We start from the raw sequence: 22,717 nt of genomic DNA, 5'->3' as shown, positions 1-22,717 counted from the left end.
CGTTACCGTCGCCCACCGAGCCGTGCCAGGGCCTGGCGCAGCACCGCCGCCGTGTCGAGTCCGTCGGTATCACCCAGTTCAAGCAGGGCCTTCTCCGCATCACGTTCAGGAAAACCGAGGCCCGTCAATGCCTCGACCACCTGTTGGGTCGATTCCCCGTGGGCAGGTGTCCGCTGTCCGTCCTCCGGGGAGACAACTCCCCCTACAAGCGCATCCGCGAATCCGTCGAGCTTGCCCTTGAGGTCAACCGCCATTCTCTCGGCGAGCCTCTTGCCGACTCCGGGGGCACGCTGAAGAGCCTTGACGTCACCGTCCGCCACGGCACGGGAAAGCTCTGCCGGGCTCAACACAGACATCACACCCATCGCCAGCCTTGCGCCCACTCCGGACACAGACTGAAGAAGTCCGAAAACCTCGCGTGAGGCGGCGTCCGGGAAAGCGAACAATGTCTGAGAATCCTCGCGCACAACCATCGTGGTGAGCACGAATACCTCCTCACCGCGCGGAAGTGTGGCCAACGTCGGCGCGGTGGCCTGACACAGGTAGCCGACACCGGCGCACTCGATCACGACAGAATCGAGCCCTTTGTCGATGACGGTGCCCCTCAACGAAGCAATCACAGTGAACTTTTCCTCTCTGAGACCAGCGTAGAAAACGGGGACCGCCAGCAGTGGCACACAGCCAGGGCCAGCGCATCTGCCGCGTCCGCCGGTTTCGGCGGTTCCGACAACCCGAGGATACGGGTGATCATGTTGGTCATCTGGCGCTTGTCGGCCCGACCGTTTCCGGAGACCGCCTTCTTCACTTCACTGGGAGTGTACTGGTGGACTGGAAGATCGCGTCGCGCTGCACTGAGCATCAGCACCCCCACCGCGTGCGCGGTATTCATCACGGTGGACACATTGCCCCGTTCGAAGACCCGTTCAATGGCGACGACATCCGGGCGATAGTCGTCCATCCAGCTCTCCACCGCGTCCGAAAGACGTCGCAGACGCAACGGGAGAGCCTCATCTGCCGGGGTGCGCACGACACCGACAGCCACCGGAACGACCGAACGTCCCTGGCCCGCGCGCACAACAGACAGGCCACACCGGGTGAGGCCTGGATCGATACCCATCACAAGAGAGTCGTCGGTCTGTGGTCGTCCTGTCACTCTCCGGCGCCTCCTCGTCACTGTCGTGCCCTGCGTGTGCCACACACATACCCGCAGGCCATGAATATAGCACACATGTGCGAACGGTCAGATGGGTCACGCCCGGCGTCGATCTCCGGGACTTAGTACTTATGCAGCCGGTTCAGGTATCCTCAGGTGTCGATGACACCTCTGAAAATATACCGGACCACCGCAATTATCGAGGCCGTGACCTGGGGACTTCTGATCCTCGGGATGGTTCTCAAGTACACCGGCGTCACCGAGTCGGGAGTCTCCGCAGCCGGACCTGTCCATGGACTCGCATTCCTGGCTTTCGTCGTCGTGACCATCCTGGTGTGGATGAACAACAGGTGGAGCGCGGGTCAGGGGCTGCTTGGCCTCTTTTCCGCGGTGATCCCCTTCGCCACTGTTCCCTTCGAGCAGGCTGTTGCACGGCGGGGCGGGCTGGACGGCGGCTGGAGAACCGACGTCGGTGCCGATGCCCCGGTACGCGACCGCATCCTCGCGGTTCTCGTGGGTCGCCCCTACGCCTCGGCCGGAGTTCTCGCCGTAGCGGTGCTCGTCGTGTTCGGCACCCTCCTGGTCGTCGGCCCGCCGTTCGGCTGAGCCTCCGTCCGGCACCGATCAGGCGTCGAGTTCTGCCAGTACCTCGTCTGACACGTCCATGTTGGTGAAGACGTCCTGTACGTCGTCCGACTCTTCGAGAGCATCGATGAGACGGAAGATCTTCTTCGCACCGTCCGCGTCCAACGGAACGTCGACATCGGCCCGGTAGTCAGGGTCTGCGGAATCGTATTCGATACCGTTCTCGTCCAATGCCTCACGAACCTTGGTCAGGTCGGAGAGCTCGCAGACAACCTCGAACTTCTCCCCGAGGTCGTTGACTTCCTCGGCGCCTGCGTCCAGTACCGCCATGAGGAGATCATCCTCGGTGTTCTCACCCTTGTCCAGAACGACAACGCCCTTGCGGTTGAAGAGGTAGGACACTGAGCCGGCGTCCGCCATGTTGCCGCCGTTCTTGTTCATCGCGGTGCGGACATCCGTCGTCGCCCGGTTGCGGTTGTCGGTGAGACATTCGATAAGGACCGCGACGCCGTTAGGTCCGTAACCCTCGTAGACGATGGTTTCCCAGTCCGCACCACCGGCTTCTTCACCGGAACCACGCTTCCGGGCGCGTTCGATGTTGTCGTTGGGCACCGAGGCCTTCTTGGCCTTCTTGATCATGTCATCGAGGGTCGGGTTGGCGGAGGGGTCTCCACCACCGGTCCGAGCCGCCACCTCAATGTTCTTGATCAGTTTGGCGAACTCTTTGCCGCGCTTGGCGTCATTCGCAGCTTTCTTGTGCTTGGTTGTCGCCCATTTCGAGTGGCCGCTCATCGTCTACCTGATCTCCCTTGGTCGGGTGCTTGACGAACCCATAATAGTGCACCAGGACGATCCGCCGGGTCACCGCACCGTATCAGGCCGGTTTTCCACGACGTTCCGCCACCATGCGGAGGAAGTAACGGTGCAACCTGTCGTCGCCGGTGAGCTCCGGATGGAATGACAGTCCCAGAACCGCACCCTGCCGGACGGCCACCACCGCGCCGTCAGCAGGACCACCGTCACTGACACGCGACAGCACCTGTACACCTGGACCAACCTCTTCCACCCACGGTGCACGGATGAAGACCGCGTGGACAGGTACGTCCTCTGCCGGCTCCGTACCTCCGCCCGAGGAACCTGTGACACCGTCAACGGTGAGATCGGTCTCGAAGGAGTCGACCTGGCGGCCGAACGCATTGCGTCGCACGGTGACATCGAGCGCGCCCAGACTATGTGCATCTGACCTGGTGTCGAGGATATCGGTGGCCAGCAGGATCAGCCCGGCACATGTGCCGTAACACGGCACACCGGCGTCGATGAGGGCATGGAGCGGCTCCAGCATCCCTCCCAGCTCAAGAAGCTTCGACATCGTCGTCGACTCCCCGCCGGGGAAGACGAGACCGTCCAGCCCTGCCAGATGCTCGGGTCGGCGGACGAGCCGGGTCTTCGCGCCACTCTGCTCAAGCATCCTGACGTGTTCGATGACCCCTCCCTGCAGGGCTAGGACTCCGATCAGTGGACTACCGTTCACTTACTGCCCCTGCAGATCCGTCTTGATGGGCACTGACTGCTTCCCCTCCGCCAACGTCCTGGTCAGCCCCTCCTGGGTGACCGAGGCCACCAGGTCTCCACTCTGGTTGAAGATCCTGCCCGTTGTCAGCGCGCGACCGCCGTGCGCGGAGGGAGACGACTGGTCGTAGAGCAGCCACTCGTCGGCGCGGAATGGACGCATGAACCACATGGCGTGGTCGAGCGACGCCTCCTGCACAGGTTCATCCTTGTGCGGGACCAGCGCCGAACCGAGAAGCGTCATGTCCGACATATAGGCCAGCGTGCAGATATGGAACTTCTCGTCATCGGGCAACGGGACCTTGGATTTGAACCAGACCACCTGCTGTGACGCCGCCCCGGGACTCTGCTCCCACATGTCCGGCGGCACGATCCGAATGTCCCAGTCCTCCCAGTCCTTGGCGAAGGCGCGTCCGAGCGGGCGTCCCCGACCACCGTGTGGATCGATCTCCTCGGGTGGCGGGACGCGCCGGACCATGTCGGAGTGCTCCGGGCCTTCATCGTCCCGGATGTGGAAACTCGCCTGCATGATGAACAGTGTCCGCCCGTCCTGCACGGCACGCACCGACCGCACCCGGAATGAGCGACCATTGCGCACCTCATCGACGAGATACACCGTCGGACGGTCCGAATTCCCCGGGCCGACGAAATAACCGTGCAGGGAATGCACGCGGTACTCCATTCCCACGGTCCTGGTTGCCGCGACCAGGGACTGGGCCGCAACCTGTCCCCCGAACGTTCGTGACAGCGCCGACGGAATCACCTGACCACGGAAGATCCCTGGTTCGATCTGCTCCAGGTCAAGAACGTCGGTGATACGTGGTCGACGCCGGTGGGCGGTCTGCCCTTCAAGACCGGAGGACATTTACCAGCCCCGCTCTGCCAGACGGTGCGGTTCGGGAATCTCGTCGACGTTGAGGCCCACCATGGCCTCGCCGAGGCCTCGGGACACCGAAGCCACCGTGGCAGCGTCCTCGTAGTTCAGGGTGGCCTGGACGATGGCGCGTGCACGCTTCTCCGGGTCACCGGACTTGAAGATCCCTGAGCCCACAAAGACGCCTTCGGCGCCGAGCTGCATCATCATTGCGGCGTCAGCCGGGGTGGCGATGCCACCTGCGGTGAACAGAACCACCGGGAGCTTGCCGTTCTCGGCAACTTCACGGACCAGTTCATAGGGGGCCTGGAGTTCCTTGGCCGCGACGTAGAGTTCGTCGGGGGCCATGGAGGTCAGCCGGTTGATCTCGGCACGGATGGTACGCATGTGGGTCACCGCATTGGAGACGTCACCGGTACCGGCCTCCCCCTTCGACCTGATCATCGCCGCACCCTCGTTGATACGGCGGAGTGCCTCGCCCAGGTTCGTCGCGCCACAGACGAACGGCACGGTGAAACCGAACTTGTCGATGTGGTTCGAGTAGTCCGCAGGGGTAAGGACCTCGGACTCGTCAATGAAGTCGACACCGAGGCTCTCCAACACCTGTGCCTCGACGAAGTGGCCGATCCGGGCCTTCGCCATGACCGGGATGGTCACGGCCTCGATGATGCCCTCGATCATGTCGGGGTCCGACATACGGGAGACGCCGCCCTCGGCACGGATGTCGGCAGGCACACGTTCCAGAGCCATCACGGCGGTCGCGCCGGCGTCCTCGGCGATCTTCGCCTGCTCAGGAGTGACCACGTCCATGATCACACCCCCCTTAAGCATGTCGGCAAGACCGCGCTTCACGCGACCGGTTCCCCTGGCGCCGACGGTGTCGGCACTGTTCTGCGTCATCATGACCTCTGATTCTCGAGTGACCTCGGTAGCCTAACGGTGATCAACGCGCATTCTACCGGGCACGACAGACAATGCGGTCCACAGGGTCGGCGCTGCCGCTCAGACCGTGCCGTCTCCCAGTGACATCGCCTCGTAGAAGGCCGGCAACGGTGCTGAACCGGCCAAGCGAAATGCCCGGACGACCGGACGTTTGCGGAGGTCACGGGTATCGCCGACGGCATCGTTGTAGAAACGCGCGGCGATGTCCACTTTGACCGACGCTTCGACGAACGCGGGATTGGTCACGTCCTCGTCACGAAGCTGGCGCAGGAGCATGTTTTCAGCATCAGAACGCGCGTCCATGTCCGATGCCTTCAAAGCGACGGCGGTCGTGCGTCCTGCCGCGCGGACGAGGTCCGGGTGGATCGCCGACACCACGGCAGAACGGGCCTGAAGCGCGCCCTCCAGACTGAGCCGCGCCGCATCGGTACGGATGTGCAGCCGGTTGAGACGGGAAGCTGTCAATGACAGCCACAGTCCCAGCAGCGCGGCAACCGCCAGAACAATGACCAGAAGCAGCGCCCACAGGGGAATCATGCTCGCCGTACCTTTCGTCCATCGGTGACCACGGTTTCATAGACACGCTCCACCTGCGTGGTCACACGGTCCCAGTCGAAGTCACGGCTGCGCTCGTAGCCGCGCTCCACGAGCAGTTCACGGGCGTCACTGTCCGTGAGAACGGCGGTGACAGCACGCGCCAGCTCTCGCCTCGAGCCGTTGGAGAACAGGCGTCCCGCGTGGCCGTGATCCGTGACCGCAGCGAATGCCGGGATGTCACTGGCGACGACCGCCGCTCCGGCAGCCATCGCCTCCACCAGCACGATCCCGAAACTCTCACCGCCCGTGTTCGGTGCGACGTAAACGTCCGACGCGGCCAGAGCCGCGGCCTTGTCAGCCTCGCTGAGTCGTCCGAGCAGTCGGACGGTGGCATCCGACTCTCCGACGCCCTCCACGTAGCTCACCCCGGCCTTCCGGAGGGACTGCGTGAGTTCTCCCGTGTCTCCACCCCCGACGACGACGACCTCGACCCGCGGTATGTCCCGGACAATCGCGGGCAACGCCCGCATCAGCAGCGGAAAACCTTTCCGTGACTCAGTGAATCTGCCGAGGAACATGATCCGGGGCCGTGCGGAGTCCAGTGCCGGCATCGGTTCCGCCCCACGGTAGGTCGCCGTGTCAACACCGTTGGGAATGAGCACCGGGTCGCCCGACAGCATCTCGACCTGCCACCGACGTGCCTCCTCAGACACCGCGATCCCTCCCTGGATACGCTCCAGGAACGGTCGGAGCACCGGCAGGAAAATCCGCAGGATCAGCGACTCGCTCGCCGACGCATGATAGGTCGCCACGATAGGCCCGTCAGCCTTGGCCAGGGTGATCATCGAGTAACTCGGAGAGTTTGGTTCGTGGATATGGACCACATCAAAATCATGACGGTCGATCCAGTCGCCGAGATGACGCCACGTGGACGGGCCGAAGGCCAGCCGCGCGACCGAGCCGTTGTAGGGGATCGGGATTGCGCCGCCACCCAGCTCCACGAAATCCGGAACGTCGGCGTTCTCTCCCCCCGGTCCGATCAAACTCACCTCGTGTCCCCGACGAATCAGTTCCGTACACAGGTCGAGAGCGTGGATCTGGACGCCGCCGGGTTCATCGAAGGAGTACGGGCAGACCATACCGATCTTCATCAGGAACCAGCTCCGCGTCCGGGTTCGTCGGTGTCCAGTCCCAGGCGTCGACGCCGTGACGCCGACAGGTCCGAGAACCACAGGGGCTGGAGCATGTGCCAGTCAGCCGGTGCGGCGGAGATGTTGCGTGCGAAGATATCAGCCTGCTGCTGGACGATGTCCGGCAACGGCACGCTGGTGTCCAGCTCTTCGCTGATACTGGATACCCATCCGCCGTCCACGTATGACGAATGGTAGACCATCAGAGCCGCCCCGGTCTCCTGTGCCAGGCGTGCTGCCCCGGCGGGCATCGAGGTACGTTCCCCGAAGAATGACACCTCCACCCCCCGACCAGACAAGTCCCGTTCGCCCAGCAAGCATACGATCCCGCCGTCGTCGAGTACCTCCCGTAGCCGTGCGAAGGGAGGCGTCTCGCCGCCCGACAGCGCCAGCACCTCGAATCCGAGCGATTCGCGGTACTCGACGAAAGCCTCGAACAGGCTCTCTGGTTTGAGCCGTTCAGCGACCGTGGCGAACTGACCGAAGTAGTCAACGAGCCACACGCCCGCCATGTCCCAGTTCCCTGAATGCGGCAGGCTCAGGACGACTCCCCTGCCGCGAGCGATCGCCTCATCGAGTCGCCGGACATCGGCGGTACCGAAGCCGGAGTGAATCTGCGCCGCCAACTCTGGTCCCGCGATACTGGGCAACTGAAAAGCTTCACGCCAGTACCGCATGTAGGAACGCATCGAGTCCCGAACGAGCTCGCGGGTGACGTTCGCGTCACCGACGACGCGCCCGAGGTTGGCACGCAACTGCTCTGGACCGCGGCCACGGTCCGAGATCTTGTCCGCCACCCAGGTGAACAACCGGTCGGCAACCGACGTCGGAAGGCGTCGTGTCAGTGCCCACCCAGCCTGGTAACCGAAGGAGCTCAGTCGTTCGGTGAGAGTGCTCGAATCATTCATGGCTCCTGCTTTCCTCACTGTCGGTGTCCCCTGCCCTGTCAGCGTGTTCCGCGCTGCCGTCATTGCCGTCATTGCCGTCATTGCCGTCATTGCCGCCGTCGCCGAAACTCTTGGCCCCTGCGGGCGGCGCGATCCGTTCCGAAGCGACATCCGACCGAGAGACAATCACGAGGCGTTCAAACACGGTGTACACCGACCCGGCAGCGAGAAGGATGAGGCCGGCGCCCAGGATGTAAGGCACTCCGAGCCCCGACAGCCCGAGAGAAACCAGCCCGATGATCAGTCTCTCGGGACGTTCGATCAGTCCACCGTCGACCTTGATCTGGGAGGCTTCGGCACGTGCCTTGACGTACGAGGTCACCTGGCTTGCGATCATGATTACCAGCGCTGCTGCGAAAAGGCCCTTGTAGGGTTCGTGGTCGTGCTGGAAAGCCATCCACCAGGCAATCGCCCCGAAGAGCACACCATCGGTGATCCGGTCGCAGGTGGCGTCAAGGGTGGCGCCGAATCTCGTGCCGCCGCCGAGCATCCGCGCCATCGTGCCATCGATCATGTCGGTCGCCACGGTAATGCCCAACAGGATCCCGGCGAGGAAATGATGGCCGGTCGGGATCAAGGCCACGGCCAGGACCACGGCAACCGCAGTGGAGGTGACCGTCACTGCGTTGGGGGTGACCCCCCAGTTAACCAACCGTCGGGCGATCGGCTCGATGACGACCGCCGCCGGCCGGCGTCCACGAACGCTCAACATGTCTCAGGTCTCCTTGCCGTGCTTTCTGACTTCATCTTCGCCGATATTCTCTCAGTTCCGTGTCAGTCGAGTTGTTGCCACGCCGTCGCGAGGAGCTCACGGGTCTCCCCGAGGAGCTGGATAAGCACCTTGGAGCCCGACAGAACGGTCATGAAACTGGTGTCGCCCTGCCACCGGGGAACGATGTGTTGGTGAAGGTGGCCCGGCACCGACCCTCCGGATGCTCGGCCGAGATTCATCCCGACATTCAGCGCGTCCGGCCCTGATACCGCACGGAGGACGCGGATCGCCTTCTTCGTAAACACGGCCAGCTCCCGGGTCTCCGAATCCGTAAGGTCTTCATACGACGCAACCTTGCGGTACGGCAGCACCATCATGTGGCCGGGGTTGTAAGGGTAGAGGTTCAGTATGCAGAAAACCTCGTCCCCGCGGGCGACGATCAACGCGTCCTCGTCTGACTTCCCAGGCAGTGAGGAGAACGGATCCTCTGGATCGGCAGACCCGCTGTCCCCGGCGTCACCGCCGCTGGCACCCTGCTCTCCGAGATACGCGGACCGGTACGGTGCCCACAGGCGGGCGAGGCCGTCCGGCGCGACGTCAGCTGAGCTCGCCAATGTTCTCTCCACTCGGCTGCTCATTGCGGCGCCCACGGACCCAGTCGGTGATGATGCGGACCGCATCAGCCCGCGGCACCCCGTTGACCTGGCTGCCGTCCAGGAAGCGGAAGCTGACGGCGCCTGCCTCGACATCGCGTCCGCCGGCCAGCAGCATGAAAGGAACCTTGCCGGTGGTGTGGTTGCGGATCTTCTTCTGCATACGGTCATCAGAGGTGTCCACCGCGGCACGAATACCCTGACTCCGCAGGTCAGCGGTGATGTCCTCCAGATAGCCGACGAACTCGTCGGCCACGGGGATACCAGTGACCTGGTGCGGTGCCAACCATGCAGGGAACGCACCTGCGTAGTGCTCCAACAAGACGCCGAAGAAACGCTCGATCGAGCCGAAGAGGGCGCGGTGCACCATGATCGGTTGCTTCTTGGTGCCGTCGGAGGCGGTGTATTCGAGGTTGAATCGCTCCGGCATGTTGAAGTCCAGCTGCACCGTGGACATCTGCCACGTCCGTCCGATGGCGTCGCGAGCCTGTACGGAGATCTTCGGACCGTAGAACGCGGCGCCTTCCGGATCCGGCACAAGCTCGAGACCTGACTGCGTGGCTACGCGACGCAGCGTCTCGGTGGAACGCTCCCAGATCTCGTCCGAGCCCACGGACTTCTTCGGGTCACGGGTGGAAAGCTCCAGGTAGAAGTCGTCCAGGCCGTAGTCCCGCAGCAACGAGATGACGAACTCGAGTACGGTGGTCAGCTCTTCCTCGAGCTGATCCTCCGTGCAGTAGATGTGTGCGTCGTCCTGCGTGAAACCGCGGGCCCGAGTCAGTCCCTGGATCACCCCGGACTTCTCGTAGCGGTACACCGTACCGAACTCGAACAGCCGCAACGGCAATTCGCGGTACGACCTGCCGCGCGAGTCGAAGACCAGGTTGTGCATCGGGCAGTTCATGGGTTTGAGGTAGTAGTCCTGCGGTTGCTTGGTGCAGTTGCCGTCCTCGTCCCACTCGCCGTCGGCCTGCATCGGCGGGAACATCGCGTCCTTGTAGAAGCCCAGGTGGCCGGAGCGCTCATACAAGTCGCCCTTGGTGATGTGCGGCGTATTGACGAAGGAATACCCGGCTTCGATGTGGCGACGTCGCGAGTGTTCCTCCATCTCCAGCCGGACGATGCCTCCGTCCGGATGGAAGACGGGAAGGCCCGAGCCGAGATCGTCCGGGAAGCTGAACAGGTCGAGCTCCTGGCCGAGACGCCGGTGGTCTCGCTTCTCTGCCTCCGCCAGCATGTGCTGGTGCTCCTCGAGGGCTTCCTTGGATTCCCAGGCCGTACCGTAGATACGCTGCAGGTCCTCGCGGGACTGGTCCCCACGCCAGTAAGCCGCCGACGACCGCGTGAGCGCGAAGGCGGGAATGTAGCGGGTCGTCGGAATGTGCGGTCCACGGCACAGGTCCGACCATTCCACCTCACTGGTGCGCGGGTTGACGTTGTCATAGGCGGTGAGCTCCCCGGAACCGACTTCGGTGGCCTCATCCGAATCCGGATCAACATTACCCTTGTCCTGGATGAGCTCGAGTTTGAACGGCTCGGCGGCAAGTTCCGCGGCCGCGGAGTCCACCGAGTCATAGACACGCCGCTCGAAACGCTGCCCTGACTTGATGATCTTCTTCATACGCTTCTCGAGCGTCTTGAGATCCTCCGGGGTGAAAGGCTCATCGACCTGGAAGTCGTAGTAGAAGCCGTTCTCGATCGCAGGACCGATGCCGAGCTTCGTCCCGGGAAACTCCTTCTGGACCGCCTGTGCCAGGACATGGGCACAGGAGTGCCGGATCACGGCACGACCATCGTCGGTGTTCGCGGCAACAGCAGTGACCTCGGTATCGGTCTCCGGAACAAAAGCCAGGTCCCTCAGGGACCCTTCGGTGTCCTTGACGCAGACAATGGCACCGGTCCCTTTGTTCGGCAGTTCCAACGGACGCATGGCGGCCCCTGCCGATTCTCCGGCTGGGACGGTGAAAGTCACAGGGGCCTTCGCGGCGGATTCCTGTGCGACGTCCAGTGCTGATTCACTCACGGGTGGTGTGCTCCTTACACGGCAGATGATGACGGTCACATACCTGGTGACAGTCAGAAGTCGAGCACTACCTTACCTGCCGCCACGCGTCGGGCGGCCACCCGGTCCGTACGAGGTTCAGGAGTCCCGGCGATCATCCGCCCCGGGCTCGCCCGATTCGTCGGACGACATAGACCGGAAGCGGGCGATCGCCACGACGAGGGCCCCCAGAACGACGATCACGCCGGCGATACCGAGTGCGGGCCCGGCCCAGGACGGCATCCCGGCATCGTCGTCGGCCTCACCTGCCCCCTGGGACGTCTCGGACTCGGCGGCGCCACCGTCTGCGGCGAGAGTGAAAACGTAGCTACCACGGGTCGCGTGTCCGTCAGACGAGGTGATTTGGTAGCCGACGGTGTACTCACCGTCGGACATCTCCACATCGTCCGGAACATCCAGTGTGAGACTGTGGCCGTCAATCGTTGGCTCGTCGGTTACCAGCACCTCACCGTCGCGCGACAAGGCGACGGTGTTGAAGTCGTCTCGGGGGATGCCGGAGAACTCGAGTTCAATCGCGTCAGGAGCATCACTGATGGTGCTGTCCTGTTCTGGGGTTGATCCAACCATCACGTCGTGGGCGGACGCCTCCGGGAGCCCGAGAGAAGGACCCGCTCCGACAACGACCGGCGCAGCGGCCAGGGCAAGTGCCACTCCCGGCACGACGAACAGGCCGACACCACTGGTCGCCTGTAGTGAGGACGGCCGGGAGTGACGGCGGGACGGGAGACGGAACATTGACGGTCCTTTCCTTCGACTGACACCGGGGAAGGTATGTCCACAGGTGTAGGACACCCATCCTAACTGCACTTCCATGTGAAAGACCCCTGGTGTGATGCACCACCCCGGACACGCGAAAACCCCCGACCGCCAGTGTGAAGCACTGCCTGTCGAGGGCGTAAGACGTGGTCCCAGCTGGGATCGAACCAGCGACCTTTCCGGTGTGAACGGAACGCTCTTCCACTGAGCCATGGGACCTCGGTGGAACGAGAGGTAATCTATCATCCTCCACAGGGAAGCACGCAACTTCGCACGTCACAGCAGCAACAAGCCCTCGCGACCACGAGGCCGTGCAGAAGGCGCGAGACACAGGATCAGCACAGTGGAATAGCCGAAACGGGGCTGACTGTCGTCGCGGATCTCGGAGCCAGCCCCATGTGGCCGGGAAAATGCGGTGCCGCTGAGCCGCGCGCCACCGACAAATGACACGCGTGATGTTCGAGCCGCTGGTGCTGTTCCTGCGATAGGTGCGCCTACCTGGCTGTTTGTGTGCGCTCGACGAAACCTATAGAGTTCTGGGTCGCACCGGTACTTCACGGTGCTTGCGGATGTAGCGCAGTTGGTAGCGCATAACCTTGCCAAGGTTAGGGTCGCGAGTTCGAGTCTCGTCATCCGCTCAGGTTCTCATTTTCCCTTCCGGTCCCCAACCGGTAGGGTCGAGATCCGGCACGAGGCGGCGACGCCACGGTGGAATGGCTGAGTGGCTTAGGCAACGGTCTGCAAAACCGTGTACACGGGTTCGATTCCCGTTTCCACCTCGCACCACGCGCGTTTAGCTCAGCGGGAGAGCGCTTCCCTGACACGGAAGAGGTCACTGGTTCGATCCCAGTATCGCGCACGAACAGTCCCTCACGGGCCTGCTCATCAGTACGATTGCTAGAAAATGCGGATGTAGCGCAGTTGGTAGCGCATAACCTTGCCAAGGTTAGGGTCGCGAGTTCGAGTCTCGTCATCCGCTCCACTCCCCCGGGCAGCACCCATCGGGTGCCGCGAGGATGGAGCCCGCGCGTTTAGCTCAGCGGGAGAGCGCTTCCCTGACACGGAAGAGGTCACTGGTTCGATCCCAGTATCGCGCACGAACAGTCCCTCACGGGCCTGCTCATCAGTACGATTGCTAGAAAATGCGGATGTAGCGCAGTTGGTAGCGCATAACCTTGCCAAGGTTAGGGTCGCGAGTTCGAGTCTCGTCATCCGCTCCACCATTGAAGGCCCGCCGACCCCCGTCGGCGGGCCTTCGGTATCTGTACCGCTCCCTGCTTTCCGGGTCTACGCCAGGGGTTCGACGCGTGGCGGTCCCGGGCGTGAGCGGTGCAGGCACTAGAATTCGCACAGTGACTGCACAGATGACCCCAGCCGATGCCGCTGGCGGTAACGGAGACACCGACAGCACCCACACAGACCGATCCGGTGCGCTGCGTAGTTATCTCCGGACGCCGGCCGGCGCGTTCACCATGGCCGCCTGGCCGCTGGCTATCTTCACGATCATCCACCGGGTGTTCCTCAATCCGCAGAACAACCACCCCACCGACGACTTCACCACCGTCTGGAACGCTCTGCACCGGTTCATCGACGGTGTACCGGTCTACGACGAGAACTACAGCTTCGTCGACCCCCACTACCTCTACTCCCCCGGCGGCACCCTCCTGCTCAGCCCCCTGGCTCTCCTGCCGTCCTGGGACATCGGTCGTATTCTCTTCATCTTCGCCAACGGCTTAGCCGTCCTCGTCGCGCTCGCCGTGTTGACGAAGCTGGCCCGCCGTCCTCTCACCGGGCCGGTTCTCCCCGTGGCGGCGCTTCTGGTCTTCGCGAGCGAGTCCGTGACCAACACTCTTCTGTTCTCGAACGTCAACGGGATTCTACTGGCCGTCGAGGTTGTTTTCCTCTGGTGGCTCCTGGTCGGGTCGGGCGACGTCTCCTGGAGATTCGGGCCCGGCACCGGAACACGCAACACCCTCGCCACGGTGCTCGCGGGCATTGCGGTAGGCCTGGCCATCACGGTGAAGCCGCAGTTCGCAGTCCTGCTCTTCCTTCCGCTCGCCAAACGCCAATGGTGGGCACTTGTATCGGGCATCGCCATGCCCGTGGTGTTCAATCTGGCCGCCTGGCCGCTGATGACGCAGCCCTCCGACTACCTCGACAAGCTCATGCCTTATCTGAGCGAGGTCCGCGATTACGCCAATTCGTCGCTATCGGGCGTCGGAGTTTATTTCGGCATGGATGACTGGTTCATCATGGCCCTGCGTGTGATCTTCGCCCTCGGCGTTGCAGTCACTGTTTTCGGCCTACTGCGCTGGCGGAACTCTGACCCGTTGATGTGGGCATCAACCACCACAGGCATTCTGATGACCGGTGTATTCCTGGTGAGTTCCCTGGGGCAGATGTACTACTCGATGATGCTGCTGCCGATGATCTTCACCGTTTTCTGCCGGTTGTCGGTGATGCACAATCCTGTCACCTGGATCGGTATCTACTGGTGTATGTCCGGCGACTCATGGAACTCCGACCGCTGGGAGTGGCCCGGGCGTATCGTTGAGTACACACGCGGTACCGTCGGCTGGGGTCTGATCATCCTCGCGGCGGCGACATCCGTCGTCGTCTGGCTCGCCACCGACTGGCGTCGGCAGAATCACGACCGTGACTCCACGGCGGCACCGGGCACAACCGAGGAACCCCGACCCGAACAGAGGTAACAGCGATGACCGAGAATCGGCCCGACATCCGCCCACTCGAGGACTTCTCCACACTCACTGATGCGCAGTGGCGCGAGCGCCTGTCCCCTGATGAGTTCCAGGTGCTACGGAACTCGGCGACGGAGCGTCCCTACACCAGTGAGTACACCGATGCAGAGACAGAAGGCGTCTACCTGTGCCGCGGATGCGGCGCAGAACTCTTCCGTTCCACCGAGAAGTTCCACTCCCACTGCGGCTGGCCGTCCTTCTTCGACCCGGCGGACTCCGATGCGGTGGAGACCCGCATCGACGACTCACTGGGGACTCGGAGGACCGAGGTCGTCTGCGCCACCTGCGGCGGGCACCTCGGCCATGTTTTCGAGGGGGAAGGCTACGACACGCCCACAGACCTGCGTTACTGCATCAACGGGATTGCTCTGCGTCTTCAGGAGAGCTGACGCCCCCGTTCGTTCAGGGAAGCTCGGAGACGAATCCGGCGAGCTCGTCGGCATCGCCGTTGACCCGGCGTCCCGTGAAGAAGGGGACTTCCTCACGGACATGGCGCCGCGCCTCCGTGTACCGCATTTTGTACATCAGGTCGACGATACGATCCAGAGTCGGGCTCTCGAAAGCGAGGATCCACTCATAGTCGCCCAGGGCGAAGGCGGGGACCGTGTTCGCGCGGACCTCGTCGTAACCCCGTGCCGCCATACCGTGTTCGGCCAGGATCGTACGGCGCTCCTTGTCCGGCAGCAGATACCACTCATAGGAACGGACGAACGGGTAGACCGCGATCCAGTCCCCCGGGTCCTCCCCCATGATGAACGAGGGAAGGTGGGACTTGTTGAACTCCGCCGGGCGGTGCAGGGCGGAGTTCGACCAGTACCCGTCGCAGGCGCGACCGAGTGTGGTCTCCCTGAGGAACCGACGGTATGCACGCTGCAAGTCCTCGAACTTCTCGGCGTGCCACCAGATCATGATATCCGCCTCCGCCCGCTGTCCGGTGAGGTCGTAGACACCGCGGACGGTCAGTTCCTCGTCGTCGAAGGAGGCGAGGAAAGATTCCAGGTCCGCTGCCACCGCAGCCCGTGCCTCATCATCGTCCGGCAGCTCTCCGTTGCGGACCGTGAACACCGACCACATCGTGTACTGCAGCTTCTCATTGAGTTCCCTGAAATCAAGTTTCGCCATGGTTCTCAACCACCCGTCCTGTTCATCGACCTGTTGAATGTGTCCTGGCTGATCTTAGCCACTGTGCACCGCGCCCCCGGCTACCGGGAGCACGGGTAGTTATCAGAGTTCGTCGGCGATCTTGCGCGCCGCTGCCCGTCCCGTCTCTGCGCATGCCGGCACCCCGACCCCGTGGAGGTACGCCCCGGCCACGGCAATTCTGGGAACATCATTGATCGCGGACTCGGCGATACCCATGAGTTCGGTGTGCCCCACACCGTAAACAGGAAGCCCACCCCACCACCGCTGCACGAACGTCTCGGTGGGGCGGCTGGTGACACCGGCGACTCGTGCCAGGTCGTCAACGGCGTATTCCACGAGAGTGTCGTCATCGGCGTCGAGAAGACCCCCGTCCCGGAATGTCCCGAAGCTGGCACGCACGAAACCGCCGCCCCCACCGTGGCGCTCACCGATATGGGGCCATTTGCGGGAGGAGAACGTGAACGCCTTGGCGTGTGTGGGACCGTCCGCTCCGATGAGGATTCCCGACCGGTCGGGAATCCCCGCATCGCCGTCGGCACCGTCGTAGCTGAGACCGACGACTGCTGAGCCTGCCAGATCGACACCACCGAGGATCTCCGCGGCATCCGGAATCAGGTCCTCGAGCAGAACCGACGCCGTGGGAGCCGGCGTCGCCACGATGACGGCGTCAACGGTCCCTACCGGCTCAAGGTAGATCCGCCCGTTGTATCGGCCGATCTCTTCCACCTGCGTGTCAACATGGATGTCCGCATCGGAGAGCTCCGCGAGTCTGGTGATCAGTGTCCGGTACCCCGTCGCCAGGGAGTTGAACGCAGGTCCAGCCGCGGCCGTGGCGGCTGACGCACGCAGCGCCAGTGCTTCGGCGACAGCGGTGGAGAGGTAGACATCATCTCCCCGCGCCGCGATGTCGTCCATCGCCTCCGCAATCTGGGGTACCGTGGCTCGCAGCCCGAGATCGTCTGCCGAGCACGAGTACACCCCACCGAGCATGGGGGACACCAGCCGGTCGACAACCTCGTCGCAGTACCGTCGGCGTACCAGTTCGCCGACGTTCACGTCATCCCCGACGATCCACGGCAGCGCAGCACCGTCGCGTTCGGAATCCACCGCCGCCTGTGCACGCGGGCTGAGCACGCCAGCGACATCCGAACCTTTCGCCGGAACCCCCATGACCGTGGCAGGCGGGATATCCACGAGCTCGCCGTCGACGAGGAATGCACTGCGGGCGCCAGAGGGCACCCGGAGCTCCTCCCCGAGCCCGAGATCCTCGACAAGCTGCGCCATCCCGGTGTGCCTGGTCAGGAATGCCTCGGCACCCATGTCCACCGGTCCGGCGGCGAAATCGACGGTCTTCAGCTTCCCGCCGAGTCTGCTGTACGCCTCGAGGACGAGAATCTGGGCGCCGGGCCCCAGCCGACGCCTCAGTTCCCACGCGGCGAACAGTCCACTGACACCACCACCAACGACGGCGACACGCGGCCCGGGGACGTTACTCATTTCCGTCACTGTCCATGCATCTCCGCGAAGGCCCGGGTGATCGCATCCGGATCAGTTTCCGGGAGAACACCATGGCCGAGATTGAAAATGTGGCCACGGGCGTCACCGGCAGCGACGGCCCGATCAGCCTCACGACAGACACGGCGGACCTGTTCACCGATCACCTCAGGCCCGGCCAGAAGGATTGCCGGGTCCAGATTTCCCTGGATCGCACGGACGCGTCGCTCAGCGGAGACGCGGAGATCACCGGCCTCATGGGCAGCGGTCAAAGATGCGGTAACGCGCTGTGCAGCGACATCGAGAGGTGTCTTCCAGTCAATGCCGATCACGTCCGGCCCCACTGCGGCCATCTCCCCGAGCAGCTCTCCGGTGTTCACCCCGAAGTGGATTACAGGGACATCGTACGGGCGCACGGCCTCGATAATCTTCTGCGAATAGGGGGCGACGAACTCGCGGTAGTCGCGCAGACTGAGGAACCCTGCCCAGGAATCGAAGAGCTGAACCGCATCGGCCCCGGCCTCGATCTGAACCTGGAGAAAGCGGACCACTGTCGGGGCGAGCTTGTCCATCAACGCGTGCCACAACTGCGGCTGCGAGTACATCATCGCCTTCGTCACCCCATGGTTCTTCGACGGCCCTCCCTCGATCAGGTAAGACGCCAGAGTGAACGGCGCACCGGCGAACCCGATGAGCACCTGGTCGTCCCGCAACTCGTCAAGGATCCCGCCGATCCCCTCGACAACCGCCTCGAGCTGCGAGGGATCGACGACCGGCAGGGCTTCGACCGCGTCCGCCGTACGCACCGGAGATTCCAGTACCGGTCCGCGTCCCGCGACGATGTCGACACCCACCCCTGCGGCCTTCAGCGGTACGACGATGTCCGAGAAGAGGATCGCCGCATCGGCGTCATGGCGACGCACCGGCTGCAGGGTGATCTCGGCGAGCAGGTCCGGACGGAAACAGGAGTCGAGCATGCCGACGTCCTTACGGATCTCGCGGTACTCGGGCAGGGAACGCCCGGCCTGACGCATCATCCACATCGGGCGGCGGGAGGGAGTCTCCCCCCGGACGGCCGCCAGCAGTGGAGCGTCTGGAGAGGCACGACGAGCGGACCGGGCCGTGCCAATCGCCTCTTCAGTCGGACGGAGATCGGCGACGCCGACCGGGGACGAATTCTGGTCAACCATGTCTCCAGATTATGCCAGTTCCACGGCGAAGTGGAGCACCGACGGCGCGCCTGCACCACATCCCGATTTCCGCCGGTTATGTTGACCCCTGTGAGCGTTGATTCAGAGACGACAGGTAACCCGGGTCAGGCCGCGACGGCCGATGCCACGGAGGCTGTCCCCGGCCCGTTCCGGGAGGCGGTCACCTCCATGCATGCTGCGCCGGTCCGCAGTGGCATCACTGTGACCGACATCCGTCCCCCGCGGAAACTCGCACCCTACAGCCATGCGATCGGCCTCGAAGTCGAGCGATTACCGGGAAGGACCGACGCCGTCGGGACGGCCGGGCGCGACGGTGGGGAAGCCGCCGTGCCCACAGATTCCGACGGTGACGCGTTCGGCAGACTCATCCTGCTCCACGACCCCAGAGGGTCAGAGGGACCCGGGATGATGAAGCTCGTGGCCTACATCCAGGCCGACCTCGATTCAGCGGTCGCCGAGGACCCGCTTCTTCCCGAGGTCGCCTGGGACTGGCTGACCGAAGGGTTGGACGGTAATTCCTTCAGCGACCTCGGAGGCACCGTCACCGCCACCGCTTCCAGCCGTTTCGGGGACATCGGCGGCCCCGCCAATGCATTCCAGATCGAGATGCGTGCATCATGGAGCGCCGCCGGTACCGATCTCTCCGGGCACGTCACCGCGTTCTCCAAGGTCCTCGCCAACGTCGCCGGTCTTCCTCCCGAAGGGGTGACCTCAATCAGTGGTCGGTAAGGTGACAGCTGTGGCTGAACACCTCTCCTCCCCCCGCGATGGCGTCCCCGCCCTGTCCGACACGCCGGAGTCGGTACAGACCGTCTCCGAGTCCCTCTCCCGCGGGCGCGGTCCCGTCGCCGTGGATACGGAACGTGCGTCCGGTTTCCGGTTCGACGACCGGGCATTCCTCGTGCAGTTGCGACGGGACGGCGCCGGCACACATCTGGTAGACCCCGCCGCGGTGCCGCAGGCCGGCGAGATTCTCGCCCCGGTCATGGACACAACGCCGTGGATCCTGCACGCCGCCCACAGCGACCTCCCGGCACTGACCTCGCTCGGGTGGCGCACACCGGAGCTCCACGACACCCAGATCGCCGGGCGGTTGCTCGGCTACGGCCAGATCGGGCTGGCCGGCATGCTCGAGGAATTTCTCGGGGTGACAGTAGCCAAGGACAAGGGACGTGAAGACTGGTCGGCCCGTCCGATCCCTGACGCCATGCTGTCCTACGCCGCCCTTGATGTGGAGCTGCTCATCGAGTTGCGCGACGTCACGTTGTCCCGACTCCGCGACCTCGGCCGAGGAGACTGGTACCGGCAGGAATGCGACCACGTCAGCAGGGGGTGGTCTTTCCCCGTCCCGGAACCCGACTGGCGCAAGCTCCGGGGCATCGGCCACGTCCGGGACGCCCGCGGACTCGAGATCGTCCGCCGTCTGATCGACGCCCGGACCTCAGTCGCCCGGGACAGGGACGTGCCGCCGGAACACGTGCTGCGCGGCTCGTCGATTCTGGACCTCGCTCAACAGCCGGGGCGTGCTGACCGCCAGCTGAGCCGCGAGGTGTCCGGCGCGTCCCGTCTCGCGCGGACCTCACGGGGGTCAGGATTCGCCCGCGAGCTGACAGCGGTCCTGTCTTCTGCATTACGGCAGGCGATTTCTGCGGACCCGGCAAGCCTTCCTGACCGGCCTACGTCGTCGGGAGGACGACCCGACCACCGCACATGGGAACGCGACCACCCACTGGCCTACCGTCTGTCGACTGATTTCCGCGATGCACTCTCGGTGGTATCCGACTGTACCGGGATCAGGACCGAAGACCTTCTCACCGTCCGTGCCCTCCGGTCGGTGGCCTGGGACGTCTCCTGTCTCCTCGTCCCGGCCGGTGCGACAGGCCCGTCACTCTCCGGGAATGCGCCGAACGATCCGGTGAGTGAGTTGGAGAACATGCTGGGGCAGGCGCTCGAGGACCAGCAGTGCCGACGATGGCAGGTAGATCTGCTCATCGACGCTTTTGCCCCCGTCGTCGCCGACCAGGTCAACTAGTCAGCTGACGTCAGAGGCCTCTGCACGGCGCCGGACCTCGTCCGTAGCCCACCCGCAGACCTGCTCCACCACGGAATCGTTGTCAAGACCCACCTCGGCGAGCACCTCTCCCCTCGAACCGTGTGCGAGAAATCGCTGGTCAACGCCAAGGTAGCGGACCGGCGTCGACACCGAGGCTTCGGACGCCGCGCGTGCGAGCATCTGCCCGGCGCCACCGTGGACCCCGTTATCCTCCACCGTGATCACCAGGTCGGTGTTCCTGGCGAGTTCAACGACATCCGGTGACACCGGTGTCACCCAGACCGGGTCGATCACGGTCACCACGTGCCCCTCGACGGCAAGTGCCTCTGCGGCCGCAGCAGACTGTGCCGTCAACGGACCGTAATTGACCACCAGCACCTTCAGGGAGTCGACGGCGCCGAGGTGACCCTCCTCCGCTGCGATGAGGACGTCGTAGTCCGCGCAGGAATCCACGGCCGGCACATCGGGAGGGACCGCCCCCTTTGAGAACCGGACCACGGAGGGGCCGTCTGAAACGGAGACGGAACGGTTGAGCGCTTCGACCAGGCGTGTGCCGTCCCGCGGGGCCGCTACCCGGATGCCCGGGACGATACCTGTGATCGACAGGTCCCACATGCCGTTGTGGCTGGCGCCGTCGGAGCCGGTGATACCGGCACGGTCAAGAACAAACGTCACCGGCATGTGCAGCAACGCCACATCCATGAGCAACTGGTCGAATGCCCGGTTGAGGAACGTCGAGTACACCGCGACGACAGGGTGAAGACCGCCGAGGGCAAGCCCGGCTGCCGACGTCACCGCGTGCTGCTCGGCGATCCCGACATCAAAGGTCCGTTCCGGGAACACCTCAGCAAAATGCGAGAGACCGGTCGGACCGGCCATCGCTGCGGTAATCGCGACGACGTCGTCCCGGCGACGTCCGATCTCGATGAGTTCGTCGGCGAAGACGTCGGTCCAGCCACGCGCACTGACCTGGACAGCCCTGCCCGTAAGCGGGTCGATGACTCCGGTGGAATGCATCTGGTCAGCTTCGTCGTTCTCAGCCGGGGCGTAACCGTTGCCCTTCTTGGTGACGATGTGGACGATGATCGGACCGCCGTAGTCGCGGGCGTAGGACAGCGCCGCTTCCACGGCACGCACATCATGTCCGTCCACAGGACCGACGTACTTCAAGCCCAGGTTGCTGAACAGCTCCTGCGGGATAACGGCATGCTTGACGCCTTCCTTGAAGCTGTGGAGCAGTTTGAACGCATGTTCACCGACAGCGCCGAGTCGGCCGAGGGAATTCTTCCCCTGCTCCATGACCTTGTCATAGGCCGGCTGCATCCGCATGCCGGCGAGGCTGTGTGCCAGCCCGCCGATCGTCGGGGAATAGGACCTGCCGTTGTCGTTGACGATCACCGTCAAGGGACGGTCCTTGCCCTCGGCAATATTGTTCAGTGCCTCCCAGGCCATTCCCCCGGTGAGGGCACCGTCACCGATGACTGCAGCGACGCGCCGTTCGGTCTGGCCGGTCAACTCAAACGCCTTGGCGAGGCCATCGGCGTAGGAGAGGGAGGCAGAGGCGTGGGAGGACTCGGTCCAGTCATGGGGGCTCTCCGCACGGTCGGGGTATCCCGACAGCCCGTCACGCTGACGGAGGGTGTCGAAGAGGTTCCTGCGGCCGGTGAGAATCTTGTGGACGTAGGACTGGTGGCCGGTGTCGAAGATGATCGGATCCACCGGTGAGTCGAATACCCGGTGCAGTGCGATCGTCAGTTCCACGACCCCGAGGTTCGGTCCCAGGTGCCCGCCCGTGGCGGAGACCTTCTCGATGAGAAACTCCCGGATCTCGCCAGCGAGGGTCTCCAGCTGTCCTGGAGTCAGCGTCCGGAGGTCCGCCGGTGACGATACCTTTTCAAGAATCGACATACCCGTTCTCTCTTCTCCGTCCCTGTCGTCGCCAGCCCTCGTGCCCCATGGTTCCGGGGCGCCCGGAGTCGACGGTCGACAACCTACGCTTCAATCTTGCTGCCTGAGTCACAGGCACTTCGTCCATCTTACGGGCACGGGCCGTGTTCACATCATCGGACCTCACTAT

General features: G+C 63.9%; 22 protein-coding genes and 7 tRNA genes. 11 read left to right on the top strand and 18 right to left on the bottom strand.

Features of this window, described 5'->3' with window-relative positions; translation table 11 throughout:
- Positions 1–2 precede the first annotated feature (2 nt).
- Together ruvA and ruvC are read right to left on the bottom strand one after the other, a co-directional pair.
- Positions 3–620: a Holliday junction branch migration protein RuvA gene (ruvA, locus tag CGLY_RS08220; RefSeq protein ID WP_038548422.1), complete on the bottom strand. Its 618-nt coding sequence runs from the start codon at positions 618–620 to the stop codon at positions 3–5.
- The gene (gene ruvC / locus CGLY_RS08215; RefSeq protein WP_052539900.1) at positions 617–1,117 is read right to left on the bottom strand and encodes a crossover junction endodeoxyribonuclease RuvC; all 501 of its coding nucleotides are present in this window, start codon (positions 1,115–1,117) and stop codon (positions 617–619) included. The genes ruvA and ruvC overlap by 4 nt, the downstream gene beginning before the upstream one ends.
- Before the next feature lie 198 nt (positions 1,118–1,315).
- Here ruvC and CGLY_RS08210 point away from each other — a divergent pair, with 198 nt between their 5' ends.
- On the top strand, positions 1,316–1,759 hold the full coding sequence (locus CGLY_RS08210; protein WP_038548419.1) for a DUF3817 domain-containing protein: 444 nt from the start codon (positions 1,316–1,318) through the stop codon (positions 1,757–1,759).
- An 18-nt stretch (positions 1,760–1,777) separates the two neighbouring features.
- On the opposite strand, the gene CGLY_RS08205 is transcribed toward CGLY_RS08210, so the two are convergent.
- From CGLY_RS08205 to CGLY_RS08150, 12 genes are all read right to left on the bottom strand, one after another.
- Positions 1,778–2,530 (bottom strand): YebC/PmpR family DNA-binding transcriptional regulator, encoded by a 753-nt coding sequence (locus tag CGLY_RS08205; protein WP_038548416.1) that lies wholly within the window; start codon positions 2,528–2,530, stop codon positions 1,778–1,780.
- A gap of 82 nt (positions 2,531–2,612) precedes the next feature.
- On the bottom strand, positions 2,613–3,206 hold the full coding sequence (pdxT, locus tag CGLY_RS08200) for a pyridoxal 5'-phosphate synthase glutaminase subunit PdxT (RefSeq protein WP_052540800.1): 594 nt from the start codon (positions 3,204–3,206) through the stop codon (positions 2,613–2,615).
- A 63-nt stretch (positions 3,207–3,269) separates the two neighbouring features.
- The gene (locus CGLY_RS08195; RefSeq protein WP_081803838.1) at positions 3,270–4,172 is read right to left on the bottom strand and encodes an acyl-CoA thioesterase; all 903 of its coding nucleotides are present in this window, start codon (positions 4,170–4,172) and stop codon (positions 3,270–3,272) included.
- Positions 4,173–5,081 carry a pyridoxal 5'-phosphate synthase lyase subunit PdxS gene (gene pdxS / locus CGLY_RS08190; RefSeq protein ID WP_038552034.1) on the bottom strand — a complete coding sequence of 303 codons (909 nt, stop codon included), beginning with the start codon at positions 5,079–5,081 and terminating at the stop codon, positions 4,173–4,175.
- A 102-nt stretch (positions 5,082–5,183) separates the two neighbouring features.
- Entirely contained in the window at positions 5,184–5,660 is a 477-nt protein-coding gene (locus tag CGLY_RS08185; protein WP_038548413.1) for a LemA family protein, read from the bottom strand.
- Positions 5,657–6,811, bottom strand: coding sequence for a glycosyltransferase family 4 protein (locus tag CGLY_RS08180; protein ID WP_038548410.1), 1,155 nt, complete (start codon positions 6,809–6,811; stop codon positions 5,657–5,659). The genes CGLY_RS08185 and CGLY_RS08180 overlap by 4 nt, the downstream gene beginning before the upstream one ends.
- On the bottom strand, positions 6,811–7,758 hold the full coding sequence (locus CGLY_RS08175) for a phosphatidylinositol mannoside acyltransferase (RefSeq protein ID WP_038548407.1): 948 nt from the start codon (positions 7,756–7,758) through the stop codon (positions 6,811–6,813). The genes CGLY_RS08180 and CGLY_RS08175 overlap by 1 nt, the downstream gene beginning before the upstream one ends.
- Positions 7,751–8,509 (bottom strand): phosphatidylinositol phosphate synthase, encoded by a 759-nt coding sequence (gene pgsA / locus CGLY_RS08170; RefSeq protein ID WP_081803837.1) that lies wholly within the window; start codon positions 8,507–8,509, stop codon positions 7,751–7,753. Before pgsA ends, CGLY_RS08175 begins: the two co-directional genes overlap by 8 nt.
- 62 nt (positions 8,510–8,571) lie before the next feature.
- Positions 8,572–9,147 (bottom strand): HIT family protein, encoded by a 576-nt coding sequence (locus CGLY_RS08165; RefSeq protein WP_052539897.1) that lies wholly within the window; start codon positions 9,145–9,147, stop codon positions 8,572–8,574.
- On the bottom strand, positions 9,107–11,185 hold the full coding sequence (thrS, locus tag CGLY_RS08160; RefSeq protein ID WP_038548400.1) for a threonine--tRNA ligase: 2,079 nt from the start codon (positions 11,183–11,185) through the stop codon (positions 9,107–9,109). Before thrS ends, CGLY_RS08165 begins: the two co-directional genes overlap by 41 nt.
- A gap of 117 nt (positions 11,186–11,302) precedes the next feature.
- Positions 11,303–11,959 carry a copper resistance CopC family protein gene (locus CGLY_RS08155; protein WP_081803836.1) on the bottom strand — a complete coding sequence of 219 codons (657 nt, stop codon included), beginning with the start codon at positions 11,957–11,959 and terminating at the stop codon, positions 11,303–11,305.
- A 168-nt stretch (positions 11,960–12,127) separates the two neighbouring features.
- Positions 12,128–12,199, bottom strand: a tRNA-Val gene (locus CGLY_RS08150).
- Positions 12,200–12,545: 346 nt separating this feature from the next.
- Here CGLY_RS08150 and CGLY_RS08145 point away from each other — a divergent pair.
- The 8 genes from CGLY_RS08145 (at position 12,546) to msrB (ending at position 15,128) form a co-directional block, all read left to right on the top strand.
- Positions 12,546–12,618 (top strand) — tRNA-Gly (locus CGLY_RS08145).
- A gap of 69 nt (positions 12,619–12,687) precedes the next feature.
- Positions 12,688–12,759: transfer RNA gene (locus CGLY_RS08140), tRNA-Cys, on the top strand.
- A gap of 8 nt (positions 12,760–12,767) precedes the next feature.
- Positions 12,768–12,839 (top strand) — tRNA-Val (locus CGLY_RS08135).
- 47 nt (positions 12,840–12,886) lie between these two features.
- Positions 12,887–12,962, top strand: a tRNA-Gly gene (locus CGLY_RS08130).
- Between the two features lie 43 nt (positions 12,963–13,005).
- Positions 13,006–13,077 (top strand) — tRNA-Val (locus CGLY_RS08125).
- 47 nt (positions 13,078–13,124) lie between these two features.
- Positions 13,125–13,200: transfer RNA gene (locus tag CGLY_RS08120), tRNA-Gly, on the top strand.
- Between the two features lie 132 nt (positions 13,201–13,332).
- Entirely contained in the window at positions 13,333–14,691 is a 1,359-nt protein-coding gene (locus CGLY_RS08115) for a glycosyltransferase family 87 protein (protein ID WP_227590426.1), read from the top strand.
- 5 nt (positions 14,692–14,696) lie between these two features.
- Complete coding sequence (gene msrB / locus CGLY_RS08110; RefSeq protein ID WP_038548398.1) at positions 14,697–15,128, top strand: peptide-methionine (R)-S-oxide reductase MsrB; 432 nt, start codon at positions 14,697–14,699, stop codon at positions 15,126–15,128.
- A 13-nt stretch (positions 15,129–15,141) separates the two neighbouring features.
- Here msrB and hemQ read toward each other — a convergent pair whose 3' ends face one another.
- The 3 genes from hemQ to hemE all read right to left on the bottom strand — a co-directional run bounded on the left by hemQ (position 15,142) and on the right by hemE (position 18,566).
- Positions 15,142–15,861 (bottom strand): hydrogen peroxide-dependent heme synthase, encoded by a 720-nt coding sequence (hemQ, locus tag CGLY_RS08105; RefSeq protein ID WP_038548395.1) that lies wholly within the window; start codon positions 15,859–15,861, stop codon positions 15,142–15,144.
- A gap of 102 nt (positions 15,862–15,963) precedes the next feature.
- Positions 15,964–17,379, bottom strand: a complete 1,416-nt coding sequence (gene hemG, locus CGLY_RS08100) for a protoporphyrinogen oxidase (RefSeq protein ID WP_038548392.1) — start codon at positions 17,377–17,379, stop codon at positions 15,964–15,966.
- Positions 17,380–17,384: 5 nt separating this feature from the next.
- Positions 17,385–18,566 (bottom strand): uroporphyrinogen decarboxylase, encoded by a 1,182-nt coding sequence (hemE, locus tag CGLY_RS08095; protein WP_081803835.1) that lies wholly within the window; start codon positions 18,564–18,566, stop codon positions 17,385–17,387.
- Between the two features lie 78 nt (positions 18,567–18,644).
- On the opposite strand from hemE, the gene CGLY_RS08090 reads away from it, so the two are divergent.
- Positions 18,645–19,316, top strand: coding sequence for a DUF3000 domain-containing protein (locus CGLY_RS08090; RefSeq protein WP_038548390.1), 672 nt, complete (start codon positions 18,645–18,647; stop codon positions 19,314–19,316).
- Positions 19,317–19,326: 10 nt separating this feature from the next.
- A complete protein-coding gene (locus CGLY_RS08085; protein ID WP_038552021.1) occupies positions 19,327–20,619 on the top strand; it encodes a ribonuclease D in 1,293 nt (430 codons plus the stop codon).
- On the opposite strand, the gene dxs is transcribed toward CGLY_RS08085, so the two are convergent.
- Positions 20,620–22,548: a 1-deoxy-D-xylulose-5-phosphate synthase gene (gene dxs / locus CGLY_RS08080; RefSeq protein ID WP_052539894.1), complete on the bottom strand. Its 1,929-nt coding sequence runs from the start codon at positions 22,546–22,548 to the stop codon at positions 20,620–20,622.
- Positions 22,549–22,717 lie beyond the last annotated feature (169 nt).

The sequence above is a fragment of the Corynebacterium glyciniphilum AJ 3170 genome, assembly GCF_000626675.1.
GTDB classification, from domain to species: domain Bacteria; phylum Actinomycetota; class Actinomycetes; order Mycobacteriales; family Mycobacteriaceae; genus Corynebacterium; species Corynebacterium glyciniphilum.
This window is presented reverse-complemented; position numbering and strand designations above follow the sequence as displayed.